Annotated in this window: 17 protein-coding genes and 1 pseudogene; 4 read left to right on the forward strand and 14 right to left on the reverse strand. The window is 65.8% G+C overall.

From position 1 onward, the window contains the following. Positions 1–79: 79 nt before the first annotated feature. A pseudogene (locus OVY29_RS19850) lies at positions 80–760 on the reverse strand (pirin family protein); the annotation flags it as partial. Between the two features lie 134 nt (positions 761–894). On the opposite strand from OVY29_RS19850, the gene OVY29_RS19855 reads away from it, so the two are divergent. The 3 genes from OVY29_RS19855 to OVY29_RS19865 all read left to right on the forward strand — a co-directional run bounded on the left by OVY29_RS19855 (position 895) and on the right by OVY29_RS19865 (position 3400). Continuing rightward, on the forward strand, positions 895–1842 hold the full coding sequence (locus OVY29_RS19855; protein WP_313911963.1) for a LysR family transcriptional regulator: 948 nt from the start codon (positions 895–897) through the stop codon (positions 1840–1842). 180 nt (positions 1843–2022) lie between these two features. Next, positions 2023–2730 carry a response regulator transcription factor CtrA gene (gene ctrA / locus OVY29_RS19860; RefSeq protein ID WP_037557325.1) on the forward strand — a complete coding sequence of 236 codons (708 nt, stop codon included), beginning with the start codon at positions 2023–2025 and terminating at the stop codon, positions 2728–2730. A 139-nt stretch (positions 2731–2869) separates the two neighbouring features. Continuing rightward, the gene (locus OVY29_RS19865; protein WP_313911964.1) at positions 2870–3400 is read left to right on the forward strand and encodes a hypothetical protein; all 531 of its coding nucleotides are present in this window, start codon (positions 2870–2872) and stop codon (positions 3398–3400) included. Positions 3401–3432: 32 nt separating this feature from the next. Here OVY29_RS19865 and OVY29_RS19870 read toward each other — a convergent pair whose 3' ends face one another. The 9 genes from OVY29_RS19870 to OVY29_RS19910 all read right to left on the reverse strand — a co-directional run bounded on the left by OVY29_RS19870 (position 3433) and on the right by OVY29_RS19910 (position 12790). Then, the gene (locus OVY29_RS19870) at positions 3433–4806 is read right to left on the reverse strand and encodes a glutamate--cysteine ligase (protein ID WP_313911965.1); all 1374 of its coding nucleotides are present in this window, start codon (positions 4804–4806) and stop codon (positions 3433–3435) included. Positions 4807–4853: 47 nt separating this feature from the next. Beyond that, the gene (locus OVY29_RS19875; RefSeq protein WP_313911966.1) at positions 4854–6770 is read right to left on the reverse strand and encodes a proprotein convertase P-domain-containing protein; all 1917 of its coding nucleotides are present in this window, start codon (positions 6768–6770) and stop codon (positions 4854–4856) included. Positions 6771–7133: 363 nt separating this feature from the next. Beyond that, positions 7134–7556: a 50S ribosomal protein L17 gene (gene rplQ / locus OVY29_RS19880; protein WP_037557327.1), complete on the reverse strand. Its 423-nt coding sequence runs from the start codon at positions 7554–7556 to the stop codon at positions 7134–7136. A gap of 293 nt (positions 7557–7849) precedes the next feature. Next, positions 7850–8908, reverse strand: coding sequence for a DNA-directed RNA polymerase subunit alpha (locus OVY29_RS19885; protein WP_037557329.1), 1059 nt, complete (start codon positions 8906–8908; stop codon positions 7850–7852). 104 nt (positions 8909–9012) lie between these two features. Beyond that, positions 9013–9402 (reverse strand): 30S ribosomal protein S11, encoded by a 390-nt coding sequence (gene rpsK / locus OVY29_RS19890; protein WP_003040416.1) that lies wholly within the window; start codon positions 9400–9402, stop codon positions 9013–9015. 102 nt (positions 9403–9504) lie between these two features. Then, complete coding sequence (gene rpsM / locus OVY29_RS19895; RefSeq protein ID WP_037553668.1) at positions 9505–9873, reverse strand: 30S ribosomal protein S13; 369 nt, start codon at positions 9871–9873, stop codon at positions 9505–9507. 319 nt (positions 9874–10192) lie between these two features. Beyond that, a complete protein-coding gene (locus OVY29_RS19900; RefSeq protein ID WP_313911967.1) occupies positions 10193–10984 on the reverse strand; it encodes an inositol monophosphatase family protein in 792 nt (263 codons plus the stop codon). A 12-nt stretch (positions 10985–10996) separates the two neighbouring features. Then, positions 10997–12340 (reverse strand): TldD/PmbA family protein, encoded by a 1344-nt coding sequence (locus tag OVY29_RS19905; protein WP_313911968.1) that lies wholly within the window; start codon positions 12338–12340, stop codon positions 10997–10999. Between the two features lie 51 nt (positions 12341–12391). Beyond that, complete coding sequence (locus OVY29_RS19910; protein WP_037553664.1) at positions 12392–12790, reverse strand: hypothetical protein; 399 nt, start codon at positions 12788–12790, stop codon at positions 12392–12394. Positions 12791–13075: 285 nt separating this feature from the next. On the opposite strand from OVY29_RS19910, the gene OVY29_RS19915 reads away from it, so the two are divergent. Next, on the forward strand, positions 13076–14338 hold the full coding sequence (locus OVY29_RS19915; RefSeq protein WP_313911969.1) for a SulP family inorganic anion transporter: 1263 nt from the start codon (positions 13076–13078) through the stop codon (positions 14336–14338). On the opposite strand, the gene OVY29_RS19920 is transcribed toward OVY29_RS19915, so the two are convergent. From OVY29_RS19920 to OVY29_RS19935, 4 genes are all read right to left on the reverse strand, one after another. After that, positions 14335–14943, reverse strand: coding sequence for a hypothetical protein (locus OVY29_RS19920; protein ID WP_037553707.1), 609 nt, complete (start codon positions 14941–14943; stop codon positions 14335–14337). The two genes, OVY29_RS19915 and OVY29_RS19920, sit on opposite strands and share 4 nt — an antisense overlap. A gap of 80 nt (positions 14944–15023) precedes the next feature. After that, positions 15024–15539 carry a demethoxyubiquinone hydroxylase family protein gene (locus OVY29_RS19925; protein ID WP_136173353.1) on the reverse strand — a complete coding sequence of 172 codons (516 nt, stop codon included), beginning with the start codon at positions 15537–15539 and terminating at the stop codon, positions 15024–15026. Next, entirely contained in the window at positions 15536–16018 is a 483-nt protein-coding gene (locus OVY29_RS19930; RefSeq protein WP_313911970.1) for a disulfide bond formation protein B, read from the reverse strand. The genes OVY29_RS19925 and OVY29_RS19930 overlap by 4 nt, the downstream gene beginning before the upstream one ends. Before the next feature lie 127 nt (positions 16019–16145). After that, on the reverse strand, positions 16146–17534 hold the full coding sequence (locus OVY29_RS19935; protein WP_052182014.1) for a S41 family peptidase: 1389 nt from the start codon (positions 17532–17534) through the stop codon (positions 16146–16148). Positions 17535–17603: the final 69 nt, after the last annotated feature.

A 17603-nucleotide genomic window follows, 5' to 3' on the forward strand; every position in this document is an offset into this window, starting at 1 on the left:
CCGTTTCGGAGAGGCTCGCGGCGGGTGGCCGCCACCAGGGGAGGGCGGCAGCCGAGGTTTCGTCAGAGGCTGTCCACGGCACCAGTTCGGCGTCGTCGAGCGCCTCGACGCTGATCGTGCCGACATCACGAAGCGCGATGCCGTCGCGCGGATCGGCATCCTCGCCGTTGACGCGGATCCGGCCCTTGGCGGCGACCAGATAGGCGTGGCGTCCGGCGTCGAGGTCGTAGGAGACCGTTTCGCCGGCGTTCACCGTTGCCGCGGCGACGCGGGCATCGGCGCGGATCGGCAGCGCATCCTCATCGCCCTCGATCCCGCTCGCCAGCGTTACGAACCGGCCCGAGCGGTCGGCCTTGGGAAACTGGCGCGCGCCCCAGCCGGGGTTGCCGCCTTCGCGATCGGGGATGATCCAGATCTGGAACAGCGTCGTTTCCTCATCCTCGAGGTTGAACTCGCTGTGCGTCACGCCCGTCCCGGCGCTCATCACCTGAACGTCGCCCGCCGCGGTGCGGCCGGCATTGCCCATGGAGTCGCGATGGTTGATCGCGCCGGTGCGGACATAGGTGATGATTTCCATGTCGCGGTGCGGGTGCGGGGGGAAACCCGACTGTGCCGCGATGGCGTCGTCGTTCCAGACGCGCAGCGCGCCCCAGCCCATCCGCTTCGGATCATGGTAGTTCGCGAAGGAGAAATGGTGACGGGCATCGAGCCAGCCATGGTCGGCGTGGCCCAGCGTGTCGAATTTGCGAATATCGATCATTGGCCTTGTCCTTTGCTTGCCGCCCCTTGGGCCGGGGTGCCCGGCGGCTCATCTGTTGAGGACAAGATAGGCGGTTGGATCGTTTCGAAAATAGCGTAGATAGAAAACCATCGTTTCCAATTGAGAGATATTCCATGGCGCTTCCCGACTATGAAGGCTGGGCCTGTTTCGTCGCCGTCGCCGAGGGCGGCAGCTTCACCGCGGCCGCCGCCGCGCTCGGCCTGTCGAAGGCGAGCGTGTCGAAGGCGGTGACGCGGCTCGAGGCATCGCTCGGCATCACCCTGCTGCACCGCAGCTCGCGCGTCGTCGCGGTGTCGACCGCGGGCGCGGGCCTGCTCGACGAGGCGCGCGCGATGGTCGCGGCGGCGACCGCGGCGACCGAGGCTGCGCGCGGCGACCGCGTCGACCTCGCGGGTCCGATCCGCCTCGCCGCGCCGATGAGCTTCGGGATCAAGGTGCTCGGCCCGCCGCTCGCCGCCTTCCTCGAACGGCATCCCGCGGTCGAGATCGAGGTGCTGCTGAGCGATGCGCGCAACGATCCGGTGGCGGAGGGGATCGACCTGACGCTGCGCATATCGCCGCTCGCCGATTCGAGCCTGCTCGCGCGGACGATCGCGCCGGTCGCGGCTTCGGTGATCGCGAGCCCCGCCTATCTGGAGAAGCACGGCACGCCCAAGCATCCGCTCGATCTCTCGGGCCACCGGCTGATCGGTTACGGCCACCGTCAGCGCGCGATGCCGCTCCATTTCCACCGCAAGGATGAGGAAGCGACGGTGCTCCCCACCGGCCCCTTGTTCGCGAACAATGGCGATATCGCGGTGCCGCTCGTCGTCGCGGGGGTCGGGATCGCGCTGCTGCCCGACTTCATCGCCGCCGACGCGCTGGCGTCGGGCGCGGTTGTCCCGATCCTCGCCGACTGGTCGCCGCCGCAGTCGCATCTGCACCTGTTGTCGCCGCCCTCGCGGCTGCGTCCGGCGCGCGTGCGCGCGCTTTCGGACCATCTCGTCGACACGCTCAAAATGTCCTGTACCGGGGCACATGATCGCCATGTGGCGCTTCACCATGATCCGAAAACGGTCTGAGCGAGTGTTGCAAATTGGACGCGACTCGTGGACTTCCGCGGGTTAAATCAAAATTAACCTTTTCCCTTCATTGCTTTCATGGTTAATGTTCCGGCAGTCCTGCAACGGGGGTTGGTCGGTGACATCCTTGATGGTCATGCGATCGGTTCGCGGGATTATCGTGGGAAAAAGGGGTGCCCAATGCGCGTACTGCTGATCGAGGACGAGCCGACGACCGCGAAAGCGATCGACACGATGCTCACCACCGAGGGCTTCAACGTCTATACGACCGATCTGGGCGAGGAAGGCCTGGATCTCGGCAAGCTCTATGATTACGACATCATTCTGCTCGACCTGAACCTGCCCGACATGCACGGCTATGACGTGCTGAAAAAGCTGCGCACTGCAAAGGTGCAGACGCCGGTGCTGATCCTGTCGGGCATTTCCGAAATGGATTCGAAGGTGCGCTCGTTCGGCTTCGGCGCCGACGATTATGTCACCAAGCCGTTCCACCGCGACGAGCTGGTCGCACGCATCCATGCGGTTGTCCGCCGCTCGAAGGGCCACAGCCAGAGCGTCATCAAGACTGGCAAGCTCGCGGTCAATCTCGACACCAAGACGGTCGAGGTCGACAGCATCCGCGTGCATCTGACCGGCAAGGAATATCAGATGCTCGAACTGCTTAGCTTGCGCAAGGGCACGACGCTGACCAAGGAAATGTTCCTGAACCACCTTTACGGCGGGATGGACGAGCCCGAACTCAAGATCATCGACGTCTTCATCTGCAAGCTCAGGAAGAAGCTGGCGCTGGCTTGTGGGGGTGAAAATTATATCGAGACGGTCTGGGGCCGCGGTTATGTCCTTCGCGACATCGACGACGAAGGCAATGAGGTGCGCCGCGTCGCCTGACGCGTAACGCTTCAACGATTACCGAGGGAAGCCGGCGCGGAGCGATCCGCGCCGGTTTTCTTTTTGGCGGTGGTTGTGCGCGCTGGAAGGCAGCTAGCGACCGGTTGCGGACAATGGCAATGAGTGCAATCAATCTGACATGAGCGGCAATGATGTATACCTTTCCGAACTCGACAAATTCGTAAGGCCATTTATCGGCTATCCGGCTTGGGGAGCAAGGCAAGGCTATGGCAGCTTCCTGACGTTTGAGTTTGGCGATCCTGAATTAAAAGTCGAAGAGCGAAACTCCGAGAAACGCGGGTTACGCCGCGACGCTTATGTTCAAGGCGAATGGCACGTTTGGATCTACTGCTGCGTTTGGCGGTTTTCTTCGCACGGCCACCAGATCGCGTGGAGTGAAGATCCAAAGGATCAAATTTATCGCGCTACCGGGATGCTTGACGGGCAGAAGCTGGTGAGCGTCCACGTAAATCCATCGAAAGGCCAATCAAGGTTTGATTTTGACTTGGGCGGACTTCTTGAAACGTGGCCGGTCGGTGACGACCTAACTGAAGAGCAATGGTTCATTTACAGCCCGCACAATGTTTTCACATATCGCGCAGACGGTAAATATAGCCTGGAAACTCCAGATACGAGGGCAGAGCAGGAGCGTTGGCTCCCGTTTACTTAACGTCCGCTTCCCACCTCAAAGCAGACGCCGCCCTAGAAGCTCAGCTCGTCATAGATTTTCGAAAGATCGTGGTTCCACGGTCCTTCGTAGCGGTCGAGCAGGTCGTGCGCGGGCGATTTGCCGCTTTTGGCGATGCGGCGGAGCGGTTCGAGGAAGCCGACCTCGTTGTCGCCCATCGAATTGACCTCGCCGCGCGCCTTGAGCCCCGCAGCCGCGATGTCGAGCACGTGATGCGCCAGCTCGCCGACCGTGCTGCCGCCGGGCGCGAGCGCGTCGAGGCCTTCGCTTGGCACTGCGTCGCGCAGGCTCTGCTGCTCCTCGATGCTCCAGCCCTTGACCAGATCCCACGCGGCGTCGAGCGCGCCCTGGTCGTAAAGCAGCCCGACCCACAGCGCCGGTAGCGCGCAGATGCGATTCCACGGGCCGCCGTCGGCGCCGCGCATTTCGAGGAAGCTTTTGAGGCGCACTTCGGGAAATGCGGTCGACAGATGGTCGTTCCAGTCGGAGAGACGCGGCTTCTCGCCGGGGAGCGCGGGTAGTTCGCCCTTCAGGAAGTCGCGAAAGCTTTGTCCCGCGGCGTCGATATATTTGCCGTCGCGAAAGACGAAATACATCGGCACGTCGAGCATATAATCGACATAGCGTTCGTAGCCGAAGCCCTCGTCGAACACGAAGGGCAACATGCCGGTGCGCGCGGGGTCGGTGTCGGTCCAGATATGGCTGCGGTACGACATGAAACCGTTCGGCCGCCCTTCGGTGAACGGCGAGCTGGCGAAGAGCGCGGTCGCGAGCGGCTGGAGGGCGAGGCTGACGCGGAATTTCTGCACCATGTCGGCCTCGCTCGCATAGTCGAGGTTGGTCTGGATCGTGCAGGTGCGCAGCATCATGTCGAGCCCGAGGCTGCCGACGCGCGGCATATGTTCGAGCATGATCTTGTAGCGCCCCTTGGGCATGATCGGCAGTTCTGCGCGCGTCTTGTCGGGCCACATGCCGAGGCCGAGGAAGCCGAGACCGAGCTCGGCGCCGACTTCCTTCACCTGCTTCAGATGCCGGCCGGTCTCGGCGCAGGTCTGGTGCAGATTTTCGAGCGGCGCGCCGGACAGTTCCAATTGGCCCGCGGGTTCGAGGCTGACGGTGCCGTCGCTGCCCGCCAGCGCGATGACCTTTCCGCCTTCGATCACCGGCTCCCAACCGAAGCGGGTGAGCGCCATCAACAGGTCGTGGATACCGCCGGGCTCGTCATAGGAGGGCGCGCGATGATCGGCGGTGCGATAGACGAATTTCTCGTGCTCGGTGCCGATCCGCCAGCGATCCCTGGGCTTTTCGCCCTTGATCATGGGCGCCGCGAGCTGGTCGCGGGTTTCGACGATGGGATCGTTGCTGTCGGAGGCGGTGCGCGTGCTCATGCCGCGCATTTAGACTATCCGGTATAGAATGCAATCGGGGCCGGTCGTCAGTCGATCGCGACCTCGAACGCGATCGCCATCGCGGCCGCGGGCAACAGCGTCGCGGTGGTCGCGGCGACCGTCGTGCCCGCGACCGACGCGCCGAACGGATCGCTCTCGTCGGCGCCGTTCGCATTGTCGTCTTCTACGCTCGTCGCGCCCGCGCAGCTCGTGCCGCTGCGCAGCGATCCGGCGATGAAGCTCATTCCGGCCGGCAGCGCATCGGCGACGGCGATGCCGGTCGCGGTGCCGCTGCCATTGTTGGTGACGAGGATGCAGTATCGCATCCGGGCGCCCGGAATCGCCTTGGCATTGGCCGTGCCGTTGACCGAGTCGCTGACGACGCTGCTTGTCTTCGCGATCACCAGATTGGCGGTCGGGCGGCAGAAGATAATGTCGTGGAGTGCCATGCCCTGCTGCCCCGGATTGGCGGGGGCGAGGCTGTGGCTGCCATATTCGATGGTGATGCCGTCGACGGGCGCGTTGAAGGTCACGGTGACCGTGCCGTCGGCGCTGCCGTCGGCCGACAGCACGTCGCCATAGGCGCTGTTCCCGATCACATAATTGGCGGTGCCGTTAGTGAGTATGGGCGTAACGGCGACGCCATTATAGGTTCCCGTGACGGTGACGCGGTCGGCGAACTGGCCCGACGCATAATCGACGTCGAACAGCCTGAACTGCGCGCCGGGAACCGCGGTCGGCAGTGTGATTGTGGTGGTGACACTCCCCGCCTGGCTGGTGAAATCGACGAGCTCGAAGATCGAATATTGCGCGGGCGTCAGCCCGCCGGTGACGACATTCTGCCGCGTCGGCGACTGGCCGCCATAGGTGGCATTGCTCAAAAAGCTTCCGCCGCTGACCGCGATGTTGAAACTCGCGCTGCCGATCGCGATCAGCGCCGCGCCGGCGCTGGTCGTGCCCGCGGGCCAGGTGACGCTGTCCCAGTCGTGCACCGTCGTTCCGACCGGGCAGACGAGCGCCGGCGGTGTCCCCGCGACGCGCGTCCCCGATACGGTGAAACTCGCACTGTCGGAATCATCCTCGCCCGCCGCGCCATTGCCGGGGGTCGAATCGAAATCGAACGCCGAGGAGGCGCCGATTTCGGCGCTGTTGGTGACGCTCGCGCCCACGGTCGCGGCGACGGTGCCGCTGATCGTCAAGGTCCGCGTCGTCCCCGCCGGGACGCTCCCCACGGTCCACACGCCCGTCGCGCTGTTATAGCTGCCGAAACCCGACGCGCCCGTGAAGTTGAACCCTGCGGGCAGATTGTCCTGCACCGTCACGCCGGTCGCGGTCAGCGTCGACCCGCTCGCATTGGTGACGCTCAGCACATAGTCGATGCTCGCCCCGAACGCCGGGGCGGCGTTGCTGACCGATTTGGTCAGCGAAAGGTCGGCATAGCTCGACGGCACGCCGGTGAGGTAAAGGTCGGCGCGCACGAAATTGCCGTTGTCGGCCGACGGATATTGGTCGCAAATCTCGAGCCGCCAGGTCCCGGCGCTGTTCTCGCCGTTGAAAGCCGACAGCGGCGCATTGGGGCTGAAGACATTCTGATAGGGCGGCGCGCTGTTCGAATGATTGGTGCCATTGCCGTCGGTATTGACCGTCTGCGCCGCGTCGTCGTCGAGGCGGACGTTGAAATTATTGCCGTCGATGCTGCCAGTATCGCCGTTGACGAGCTGGACGCGCGTTCCGGCGGGCGATTGCAGCGTGACGCGCAGGTCGCCGCGCCAGCTGTGCGTCGCGAGCAGGCCAAGATCGACGTCGCCGACGATATGGCTGGCGCCGACGGTGAAATTGCGCACGAGCGGCGCGGTGCAGGTGGTCGCGGCGTTGATCGTGCCCGCGGTGGTGTTGCTGTAGGTCGTGGTGGTCTGCGCGATGGCGGGATTGGCGGCAAGCGTAAACGCCAGCCAGACGAGCATGATACAGGCTCGCGCAGACTGCAAACACTGGCCCCCCAGCCAGCGGTATCGGCTCTGGTCCCGCCGTTGCATGGATGCGCTATGGGCGCGGGATAGCTAATATCGGGTTAAAATTGCGATGTGGGTAGGGATTCTGTCCGGTGGCGGGACAGTTTTCCGGGCCAGTGAGGGGGCGGCGGGTTTCGACCGGGAGCTGCCATTGAGAGAAGAAAGCCCCTCCCCTTCAGGGGAGGGGTTGGGGTGGGGGCCATCGACCTTGCGCAAGGCCGATGGCCTCCACCCCAAAGCAGACCCCGCCGCATATGAAAAAGGGCGGCCGCCCTTTCGGACGCCGCCCTTGATCTTTTGGCGAAGAGGCGAAGCTCAGGCTTCGGCCATGTCCTCGTCGAACTGTTCGACCGGGCCGGAATCCTGGCCCTTGGCGTCGACGTCGCGGTCGACGAATTCGATGACGGCCATCGGCGCCGCATCCGAGGCGCGGATGCCGGCCTTGATGATGCGGGTATAGCCGCCGTTGCGGTCCTTGTAGCGTGTCGCGAGGACGTCGAACAGCTTGGTCAGCTGCGCATCGTCCATCAGGCGGCTCATCGCGAGGCGGCGGTTGGCAAGGCCACCGCGCTTCGCCAGCGTCACCAGCTTTTCGACATAGGGGCGCAGTTCCTTCGCCTTGGCGACGGTCGTCGTGATTTGCTCGTGCTTGATGAGCGAGGCCGACATGTTGCGGAACAGGGCCGTGCGATGCGCGCTCGTGCGCTGAAGCTTCCGGCCACCCGATTTATGACGCATAATCCATTCCTTCGTTTGTCAGAGGGGCCGTTTAGCGGGTTCCCATCAAAGTAGCACTTTGATGGGGCCCATCTGGTACCCCAAGCCAGGTCGATGTGCGGGCCGACCCATTCCCGTTGTACGCCCCTCTCCCGTCGGGAGAGGGTTGCGAAAGCTTGGCAACTTGTTGCCTAGCTGGAGCTGGGTGAGGGGATCGGCCCTATCACGAGAGCGCAGAACCCCTCATCCAACTTCGCCTAGCCGACAAGTCGGCAAGGCTGCGTATCCTTCTCCCGACGGGAGAAGGTTCAGAATTAACCCAGCAGTTCCTGCTCCAGCTTCTTGGCCATTTCCTCGATATTCTCCGGCGGCCAGCCGGGGATGTCCATGCCGAGACGCAGGCCCATCGACGACAGCACTTCCTTGATTTCGTTCAGGGACTTGCGGCCGAAGTTCGGCGTGCGGAGCATTTCGGCTTCGGTCTTCTGAACGAGGTCGCCGATATAGATGATATTGTCGTTCTTGAGGCAGTTGGCAGAACGGACCGACAGTTCGAGCTCGTCGACCTTCTTGAGAAGGAAGCGGTTGAGCTGGTTGACGTCCGACTCGTCGGCGGCCGCCGACGGCGCCGCCATGCCGATCAGGCCGCTGTCGTTCATCGCTTCTTCGAAGTGGACGAAGACCTGGAGCTGGTCCTGAAGGATGCGCGCGGCATAGGCGACGGCATCTTCGGGGGTCACCGTGCCGTCGGTTTCGACGGTCAGGTTCAGCTTGTCATAGTCCAGCTCCTGACCGATGCGGGCATTGTCGACCTTGTAGGCGACCTGGCGCACGGGCGAGTAGAGCGAGTCGACCGGGATCAGGCCGATCGGCGCGTCGACCGGACGGTTGGCGGTCGCGGGGACATAGCCCTTGCCGGTGTCGGCAACGAGTTCCATGTTCAGCGTCGCGCCATCGTCGAGGTGGCAGATGACATGGTTCGGGTTCATCACCTTGATGTCGCCCGACACCATGATATCGCCGGCCTTGACGGTCGCGGGACCGGTCGCCGAAAGCTGAAGCCGCTTCGGGCCTTCGCCTTCCATCTTGAGTGCGACCTGCTTCACGTTGAGCACGATGTCGGTGACGTCTTCACGCACGCCGGCGAGGCTCGAGAATTCGTGGAGCACATTCTCGATCTTGATCGACGTGATCGCCGCACCCTGGAGCGACGAGAGCAGCACGCGGCGCAGCGCGTTGCCGAGCGTCAGGCCGAAACCGCGCTCAAGCGGTTCGGCGACGAACGTCGCCTTGCGCTTGCCGTCGCTGCCAGCCTTGATTTCCAGGTTGCTGGGCTTCTTCAATTCCTGCCAGTTCCGGATATTGACAGTCATGGATTTCCCTTTGCTTTGGGCGGGACGGGCGGGGGTCGGCCACCTGTCCAGCGAGGAGTTTTATGCGGGCGGCGCCCCGGCGGTGGGACGCGCCCGAAAAGACGTCAGACGCGGCGGCGCTTGGCCGGGCGGACGCCATTGTGCGGGATCGGAGTCACGTCGCGGATCGACGTGATGTGGAAACCGACAGCCTGCAGCGCGCGGAGCGCCGATTCACGGCCGGCGCCGGGGCCCTTGACTTCGACTTCGAGGGTGCGGACGCCGTGCTCGGCGGCCTTCTTGCCGGCGTCTTCGGCGCAGACCTGCGCCGCATAGGGGGTCGACTTGCGGCTGCCCTTGAAGCCCATCATGCCGGCGCTCGACCATGCGATTGCATTGCCCTGCGCGTCGGTGATGGTGATCATCGTGTTGTTGAAGGTCGCGTTGACGTGGGCCACACCCGACGAGATATTCTTGCGTTCGCGCCGACGAAGGCGCTGCGGTTCACGAGCCATGATGAAATCCTAACCTGTATCCTGAATGGCCGGTGGCGGATGGATCGCCGCTCTCCGGCAGGGAAAGAAACAAGGAAGCGCGTCATGAAGGCGCGCTCGACCTTATTTCTTCTTGCCGGCGATCGGCTTCGCCTTGCCCTTGCGGGTGCGCGCATTGGTGTGCGTGCGCTGGCCGCGGACGGGAAGGCCCTTGCGATGACGCAGGCCGCGATAGCAGGCGAGGTCCATCAGGCGCTTGATGTTCATCGCCGTGTTGCGGCGCAGGTCGCCCTCGACCGTGTGGTCGGCGTCCAGCGTTTCGCGGATCTGCAGGACTTCGGCGTCCGACAGGTCCTGAACGCGGCGGCTGTGGTCGATGCCCAGCTTGTCGGCGATGTCGACGGCGGTCTTGCGACCGATGCCGTGGATGTAGGTGAGCGCGATGATCACGCGCTTGTTGGTGGGCAGGTTGACGCCCGCAATACGTGCCATTGGTAACTTTCTCCTGCTCCACAGGGCGCGCTGGCAATCGGCCCCATCTCAAAGCGTCTGAATTTCCAACGCAAAAAACGGACCACGATGCGCACGAAAACGCTTCGCCGTCCGGTCAGGCTGTCGGAATGCTCGGGCAGTTAGGGTGAGTCGCGTAGAAAGTCAAGCGAACTGCGGTGAATGGCGGTGAGTCCTCCCTGTGGCGAAGCCATGGGGAGGTGGCCAGCGCGCAACTCGCGGACGGAGGGCAGTGACGCGAGGTTGCGGCCCTCCACCCCTTCGGCGGCCCCTCCCATGGCTGCGCGACAGGGAGGATCGATTAGGGCTGCGCCGTCAGCGCGACCGCCCGGTCGTGCAAGCGGCTGACGACAGCCCGATGGATTCCGGGGGCGCAGGCGATGACGCCGAACGCCTGCGCGCGCGGGGTGTTGAACCGCAGTGGCTCGCCGAAGGCATCGGTCACCGCCGCCCCCGCCTCGGCCGCGATCAGTGCCGCCGCGGCGACGTCCCACTCGAAACCCCAGCGCAGCGTCGCGACGAGGTCGGCGCGGTCGTCGGCGACGAGCGCCATGCGGAGCGCGATGCTGTTCGGCTTGGTCACCATGATCAGGTCGCGGTCGATCTTGGGCAGGCTGTCGGCGGGCACGCGCGACCCGTCGAAGATCATACGGCGGCTGGCGCGCAGCGCCTCGCCGTTGAGCGTCGCGCCCTTGCCCTTTTGCGCGACCCACAGCTCGTCGAGCGCGGGGGCGTAGAGCACGCCGAGTTCGGGCGCGCCATCGATGACGAGCGCGACCGACACGCACCAGCCCGGACGGCCGCGGATGAAGTCGCGCGTGCCGTCGATCGGGTCGACGCACCACATCACGCGGCACGCCAGCCGGTCTTCATTGTCGGCGGTTTCCTCGGACAGCCACCCCGCCTCGGGCACCATCGCGCCCAGCACGGCCTTCAGCCGCGCGTCGACGGCGAGATCGACGTCGCTCACCGGATTGTCGTGCGACTTGTGCCACACGTCGACCGGCCGCCCCTCGCCGCGCCAGCGCGCCATCGCCATGTCGCCGACCTCGCGTGTCGCGGCAATTACGGCTTCGAGGTTGCGCGCGGGCATCGCCTCGCCCCTTTAGCTGCTCGCGACGGTCATGCCGTCGATGCGCAGCGTCGGCGCGTTGGTGCCGTGGCGAAACTCGAGGTCGTTCGCCGGAGTGAGCGCGGCGAACATGTCGATCAGATTGCCCGCGATCGTGAATTCGGCGATCGGCCCCGCGAGTGCGCCGTCCTTGATCAGGAAACCAGACGCGCCGCGGCTGTAATCGCCGGTCACCGGATTGACTCCCTGGCCGATCAGTTCGGTGATATAGACGCCCTCGGCGACACCCTCCATCAGCGCCGCCGGCGTCGCGCTACCCGCGGCGAGGTGGAGGTTGCTCGCGGCGACCCCCGAGGCGCCGCCGCCGCGGCTCGCGTGGCCGGTCGGTGTCAGACCGAGCTGCTTCGCCGAGGCGGTGTCGAGCAGCCAGCCGGTAATCCGGCCGTCCGCCACGATGTCGCGCGCCGCGGTCGGCACACCCTCGCCGTCGAAGGCGCGGCTGCGCAACCCGCGTGCGCGGTGCGGTTCGTCGCGGATCACGATGCCGCTGTCGAACAACATCGCCTCTTCCTTGCCAAGCAGGAAACTCGTCCCGCGCGCGATCGCCGGCCCCGCGATCGCGCCGAGCAGATGGCCGACGATGCTGCTGCTGATCCGCGGGTCGAGCAGCACCGGAAGCTTGCCGGTCGGCGCCTTGCCGGGGTTCAGCCGCGCGACCGCGCGCGTGCCGGCGCGGGTGCCGATGTCGGCGGCGCTTTCGAGATCCGACAGATGGTGCGCGCTGTGCCATCCGTAATCGCGCTGCATCGCCGCGCCTTCGCCCGCGATGACGCTCGCCGACAGGCTGTGGCCGCTCGATCCGTATCCGCCGGCAAAGCCGTGGCTGGTCGCGAGCGCGAAGCGCGTGCGGCTGTGGCTCGCGCTGCCGCCTTCGCTGTTGGTGACCCCGGCGACGGCGCGCGCCGCTTCCTCGACGGCAAGCGCGGCTTCGCGCAAGGACTGGGGATCGGCGTCGCTGCCGTCGTCGAGGTCGAGATCGGGAACGGGGCCCTTGAACAGCAACTCTTCAGGCGCGAGCCCGGCATAGGGATCCTCGGGCGCCTCGCGCGCCATGGCGACGCAGCGGGTCACGAGCTTCGCAAGCTCGCCCGCGTCCATGTCGGCGGTCGACACGCTCGCGCTGCGCTGCCCGACGAAGACGCGCAGCGAAATATCCTGCCCCTCCGACCGCTCGACATCCTCGAGCGCGCCGAGCCGCATCGAAACCGAGGTCGCGGCATTGCAATAATAGAGGGCATCGGCGGCGTCGGCGCCGGCTTGGGTCGCGGCGTCGCAGAGCATCTGCGCGCGGTCGAGAGCTTCGGAAACGGTCAGCATTGCCGCGCCCTATACGGCGCGCGGGCCAGCGTCAAACCTGGCTGCGGGCGATCAGCCGGTGATTGCCGCGATTGCGTCGGTGGCGGCGATGGCGCCGCTGATCCACAGGAAGGGCAGCGTCAGCGCGGCGAACCACAGGCGGCGAACGTCGCGGCGGAAGCGTGCGTGCAGGCCCCAGCTCGCGAGCGCCTGGCGGCTCAGATGATACCAGTGGCGTTCGGTCGAGCGTGCGACCGGAAGTGCGAGCGCGAGCAGAATGACGAGCGCGACGACGATGAAGGCGGACGGCGCGCCCGCGGCGACCACGCTCATCACGAGCCAGATCTGCAGCGCGGCGAAGGCGAGGAGGGCGGCGGCGGCATGCCACGTCATTCGGCGGCCGAGGCTTCGTGCCGGCGGCACGCTGACTGCCGTGCGCCTCCACAGGCGCGGTTCGAATGCTGATGCCATGTTACAGCCCCCTAGGCTGGCGATTCCCAGAACCGCACGTTTTGCCCCAAAAATTCCCAAGTCAAGACAGCTTGCCAGCGATTCGTTAATTTTTGCACTCGATTCGGCTCGGATTCGCAACCAAACCGCGCCGAGCCGCTGGAATCATTGCGAATCTGGCACCGTTCGTTCCGTCCGGCAGACGGGAGGGGTGAAAATACCCTCGGCCGAATGGAAGCGGCGGGCTTGACCGCGCCGCGGACCGCGGCGTAGCGCCATCACGTTCCCTCGATCGACGGAGACGCGATGCGCCGGCCCAAATTGCTCGATACGGCACACGACTATAGCTTGCCGCTCTTCCGCGCCGATGCGCTGGCCGGGGTCAGCGTCGCGCTCGTTGCCTTGCCGCTCTGTATCGCGATCGCCATCGCATCGGGCAGCACGCCATTTGTCGGACTGGTTACCGCGATCGTCGGTGGCTTCGTCATTTCGGCGACCAGCGGCAGCCGGGTGCAGATCGGCGGGCCGACCGGCGCCTTCATCGTCGTCGTCTATGGTGTGATTCAGGATCATGGCATGGACGGGCTGATCGTCGCGACGATCATGGCGGGCATCTTGCTGATTGTCGCCGGCTTCTTTCGCGCCGGCCGGCTGATCGCGCTGGTCCCCGAACCGGTGATCGACGGCTTCACCATCGGCATCGCAGGGATCATCGCCGCCAGCCAGTTTCAGGACGCGCTCGGCCTGTCGGCGGGCAAGGTCCCCGCCGACATGATCCCGAAGCTCGAGGCGCTGTGGGCGGCGCGCGCCACGCTCAGCCTTGCGGCGCTGGGGGTGACCGCGGCGACGGTGGCCGCCATCCTGCTGCTGCGTCGCTGGCGCCCGCGCTGGCCGGTGCTGGTGATCGCCGTCGGCGCGGCGTCGCTCGCGGTGCTCCTGTTCCACCTGCCGGTCGATACGGTCGGTTCGCGTTTCGGAGCGTTGCCGAGCGGATTTCCGGCGCCGCACTGGCCGGAAGTGACGACCGACCGGATCGTCGCCTTGCTCCCGTCCGCGATCACGATCGCCTTTCTGGCGGGCGTCGAATCGCTGTTGTCGGCGATCGTCGCCGACCGCATGTTCGACGGCCGCCACCGCCCCAGCGCCGAACTGCTCGCGCAGGGCTATGCCAATGTCGTGACGCCGCTGTTCGGCGGACTGCCGGTCACCGGCGCGATCGCGCGCACGGCGACCAACGTCCGCGCGGGCGGACGCACGCCGGTCGCGGGCATGGTCCATGCGGCGGTTATCCTGATCGTCGTGCTCGCCGCCGGAGGGCTCGCGGGCGCGCTCGCGCTGCCTGCGCTGGCGGCGGTGCTGCTGGTGACCGCCTATAATATGGCGGAGCCCGAGAAATGGCGCGAGCATGCGGCGCTGCCGCGGGACGAACTGTTGCTGCTGCTCGTCACCTTGCTGCTGACAATATTCGCCGACCTGACGATCGCGATCGGTACCGGCGTCGCGCTCGGTTTCATCCTGCGCTGGTGGAAGGGGCGCGGCGCGAGGCTCTGGACCCCGCGCGAGCGTTAGGGCTGCGGCGGGGTCGGAAGCGGCTCGGCGTCGGCTTCGTCGGGAGCGGTCGGCGCCGCCGGAGCCTCGCCATTCGCCTGCCGCTCGAGTTCCTCGGCCGCCTTCTGCCGTTCGGCGAGCGCGCGCTCTTCGGCGACCACGGCGGCTTCGACCTCTTCGGCCGCGGCGTCGATACCTGCGAGGCGCTTGGCGCGCTCGTCGGCGATCATCGCCTGCCAGTCGGTCTTGTCGGCGGCGCGTCGTTCGGCGCGTGCACCCGCGAGCAGCGCCTGCGTACAACCGGTAAAGCCGCCCAGGCCGGTCGGCGAGCAGCTGTCGGTGCCGAAGCGGCCGACGCGTTCGAGCGCGACGACCTTGTTCGCCCAGGCTTCGTTGCGCGGATCGAGCGGGTCGCCGCGCAGCATCTCGGGCACGCGATAGCGTTCGGTTTCGGGCAGGCGGTTACAGACGACGATTTCGTCGGGGCTCGACTGTTCGCACTTGTCGTTGCCGTAGACGATGACCTGGTTGATCTTTTCGGCGTCGACCGTGGCTTCCTGTGCGGCGGCGGGCAGGGCGGCGGCGCTGCCGGCGAGGATCAGCGCGAACAGGGGGAGACGGGTCATCGGATCTTCCTTTGTCAATTTGACGCGGCGTGGCACCGCGACCCTGCATCGGTCATGAACGACGCGGGGGCTTTCCTGTATCAGATACGTTTCGACAGCGCGATGGCTGCACGGCAACCCGCGCGGATCGCCAGGCTCAGGATCGGGTATCCGGGGGCGCTTTCGGCGCCAGCCTTCAGCGCGGCTTCCTTATGCTCGAGCTCTTCGGCACGGAAATCCTCGACCGCGGCGCTGAGTTCGGGGTCGCGGTCGCCGAGTTCGTTCAGCTGATGCTGATAATGGCGGTCGATCTCGGTCTCGACCGCGGCGGTGCACGCCATCGCCGCGCGCGGCCCCATCGCGGCGGTCACCGCGCCGAGCGCGAAGCCCGCGACGTTCCAGACCGGCTGAAGCGCGGTCGGACGCACGCCGCGCCGCGCGATCATCGCGTCGAAGAATTTGCGGTGCCGCTCTTCCTGTTCGGCCATATGCGCGATCTCGCGCGCCATCGGGTGGCGGTCGCCCATCACCGCGAGCTGGCCGGCATAGATGCGCGTCGCGCCATATTCGCCCGCCTGGTCGACGCGGATCATCGATGCGGTGCGCTTGTTTGTCATGTCACCGATGTGGTCTTCCGGCGCAGCAAGGTCAAGACGAACGCGGCCGCCGCGAAGGAGAAGATCGCGTTGAAGCCCGCGAGCGAGATGCCGAACAGCGACCATTGCACCGCGTCGCAGCGGATCAGCGGCGCGTTCATGATCGAATCGAGCGTGACGGGGCCGCCGGCACCCGTCGCGCAGGTCGTGACGCCTTCCCAGAATCCATATTCGACCCCGGCGTGAAAGACGCCGATCGCGCCGCTGACCGCAATGGCGACGGCGGCGAGCAGCGTGAGCGCGCGCATCGCCTTGTCGTTCCGGCGCATCAGCAGCGCGGCGAGCGCCAGCAGGATCGCCGCCTGATGCGGCCATCGCTGCCAATAGCACATCTCGCAAGGGTGGAGGCCAAAGCCATATTGCGAGACGAGCGCGCCGCCATAGAGCAGGAGCGGCGCCGCGAATGCGACGAGCGGCGCGGCGAGGCGCGATTTCAGCATATAAGAACCCCGGAAATCAGATCGTCATCCCGGCGCAGGCCGGGATTTCGCCGGTGCGTCAGGTTGCGAGGTCGAGATCCCGGCCTGCGCCGGGATGACGAATAGGAGGACATGGCCAAGGCGCTGACTAGTTGCGGCGCGCAGGCTTGGCGCCGGGTTTGCCGGCCTGCGCCATGCGCGCCGTTCCCGGGCCGATCCGCCCGATCGTCTGCAGCGCATAGTGGAGCTGGAAATCCTCGATGCCCTTGGCCTTCAGCTCCTCCGCGGTCGCGGTGAAGCGCGGGTCGGCCTTTTCGTCCTGTTCGAGCAGGCCGTCATCGACCTTCTTCTCGTTGATCAGGTGACGGCGCAGGTCGCTTTCACGGAATTTGGGCCGCGAGGCGTAATCGGGGTCGCTGAGCTGCGGCACCTGGATGTCGGGGTCGATCCCGCCTTCCTGCACGCTGCGGCCCGACGGCGTGTAATAACGCGCGGTGGTCAGGCGCAGCGCGGTGGTGTCGGTCAGCGGCAGCACCGTCTGTACCGATCCCTTGCCGAAGCTGCGTTCGCCCATCACGACCGCGCGATGCTGGTCCTGCAGCGCGCCCGCGACGATCTCGGAGGCCGAGGCCGATCCCGAATCGATCAGCACGATCACCGGCGCGCCGCCGGCGGCGTCGCCCGGTTCGGCGAAATAGCGTTCGATGTCGCCCTTCTTGCGCCCGCGCTGCGACACGATCTCGCCGCGTTCGAGGAACAGGTCGCTGATCCCGACGGCTTCGTCGAGGAGCCCGCCGGGGTTCGAGCGCAGGTCGAGGATCCAGCCGCGCGGCGTCTTGCCCAGCGACTTTTCGACCGCCATCATCGCGGCCTTGAGGTCGGCGGTCGCATCGGCCGAGAAACTGGTGACGGTGAGCACGCCGACGTCGCCGCTGACTTCCCATTTCACGGGTTTCAGGTCGATGATCTCGCGCGTCAGCGTCATTTCGATCGGCTTGTCCTGACCCTCGCGGACGACCGTGATCTCGATCGGCGTGCCCGGGCGGCCGCGCATCTGCTCGACCGCTTCGTCGAGCGTCATGCCGAAGATCAGTTCCTTGTTGATATGAGTGATATAATCGCCCGCCTTGATCCCCGCCTTGTCGGCCGGAGTGTCGGCGGTCGGCGCGATCACCTTGACGACGCCGTCCTCCATCGTCACCGACAGGCCCAGCCCGCCGTATTCGCCGTCGGTCTGGGTTCTGAGGTTCGAAAAACCGCGCGCGTCGAGATAGCCCGAATGCGGGTCGAGGCTGGCGAGCATGCCGTTGATCGCGCCTTCGATCAGCTTCGAATCCTCGACCGGTTCGACATAATTCGACTTCACTTCGAGGTAGACGTCCATGAAGCGCGCGATTTCTTCCTGCGTCTTCGAATCGACGGTCGCCATCGCGCCGGTCGCGAGCGGGACGAGCGCCAGCGTCGAAAGCGCGGCGGCGCCCTGCCACAAGGCGAAGCGGCGTTTCGGAGAAGCGGCGGTCTTGGTCGAGTCGGTCATTTCCATCTTTCACGCGGGCGAGATCAATCTTGCCTTATAATCCCCGGCGCGCCATCCTCCTACGCAAAT

Source organism: Sphingopyxis sp. SE2 (assembly GCF_032227185.1).
In the GTDB taxonomy this organism is placed as follows: Bacteria; Pseudomonadota; Alphaproteobacteria; order Sphingomonadales; family Sphingomonadaceae; genus Sphingopyxis.

What these genes read in the sequence shown, in the direction of transcription:
- OVY29_RS19885 (WP_037557329.1), bottom strand. Translation starts at nt 8,908, where the DNA reads ATGACTGTCAATATCCGGAACTGGCAGGAATTGAAGAAGCCCAGCAAC.
- OVY29_RS19920 (WP_037553707.1), bottom strand. Translation starts at nt 14,943, where the DNA reads ATGACCCGTCTCCCCCTGTTCGCGCTGATCCTCGCCGGCAGCGCCGCC.
- rpsK (WP_003040416.1), bottom strand. Translation starts at nt 9,402, where the DNA reads ATGGCTCGTGAACCGCAGCGCCTTCGTCGGCGCGAACGCAAGAATATC.
- OVY29_RS19930 (WP_313911970.1), bottom strand. Translation starts at nt 16,018, where the DNA reads ATGCTGAAATCGCGCCTCGCCGCGCCGCTCGTCGCATTCGCGGCGCCG.
- ctrA (WP_037557325.1), top strand. Translation starts at nt 2,023, where the DNA reads ATGCGCGTACTGCTGATCGAGGACGAGCCGACGACCGCGAAAGCGATC.
- OVY29_RS19855 (WP_313911963.1), top strand. Translation starts at nt 895, where the DNA reads ATGGCGCTTCCCGACTATGAAGGCTGGGCCTGTTTCGTCGCCGTCGCC.
- OVY29_RS19925 (WP_136173353.1), bottom strand. Translation starts at nt 15,539, where the DNA reads ATGACAAACAAGCGCACCGCATCGATGATCCGCGTCGACCAGGCGGGC.
- OVY29_RS19870 (WP_313911965.1), bottom strand. Translation starts at nt 4,806, where the DNA reads ATGAGCACGCGCACCGCCTCCGACAGCAACGATCCCATCGTCGAAACC.
- OVY29_RS19910 (WP_037553664.1), bottom strand. Translation starts at nt 12,790, where the DNA reads ATGGCATCAGCATTCGAACCGCGCCTGTGGAGGCGCACGGCAGTCAGC.
- OVY29_RS19865 (WP_313911964.1), top strand. Translation starts at nt 2,870, where the DNA reads ATGAGCGGCAATGATGTATACCTTTCCGAACTCGACAAATTCGTAAGG.
- OVY29_RS19905 (WP_313911968.1), bottom strand. Translation starts at nt 12,340, where the DNA reads ATGCTGACCGTTTCCGAAGCTCTCGACCGCGCGCAGATGCTCTGCGAC.
- rplQ (WP_037557327.1), bottom strand. Translation starts at nt 7,556, where the DNA reads ATGCGTCATAAATCGGGTGGCCGGAAGCTTCAGCGCACGAGCGCGCAT.
- OVY29_RS19900 (WP_313911967.1), bottom strand. Translation starts at nt 10,984, where the DNA reads ATGCCCGCGCGCAACCTCGAAGCCGTAATTGCCGCGACACGCGAGGTC.
- rpsM (WP_037553668.1), bottom strand. Translation starts at nt 9,873, where the DNA reads ATGGCACGTATTGCGGGCGTCAACCTGCCCACCAACAAGCGCGTGATC.
- OVY29_RS19875 (WP_313911966.1), bottom strand. Translation starts at nt 6,770, where the DNA reads ATGCTCGTCTGGCTGGCGTTTACGCTTGCCGCCAATCCCGCCATCGCG.
- OVY29_RS19935 (WP_052182014.1), bottom strand. Translation starts at nt 17,534, where the DNA reads ATGACCGACTCGACCAAGACCGCCGCTTCTCCGAAACGCCGCTTCGCC.
- OVY29_RS19915 (WP_313911969.1), top strand. Translation starts at nt 13,076, where the DNA reads ATGCGCCGGCCCAAATTGCTCGATACGGCACACGACTATAGCTTGCCG.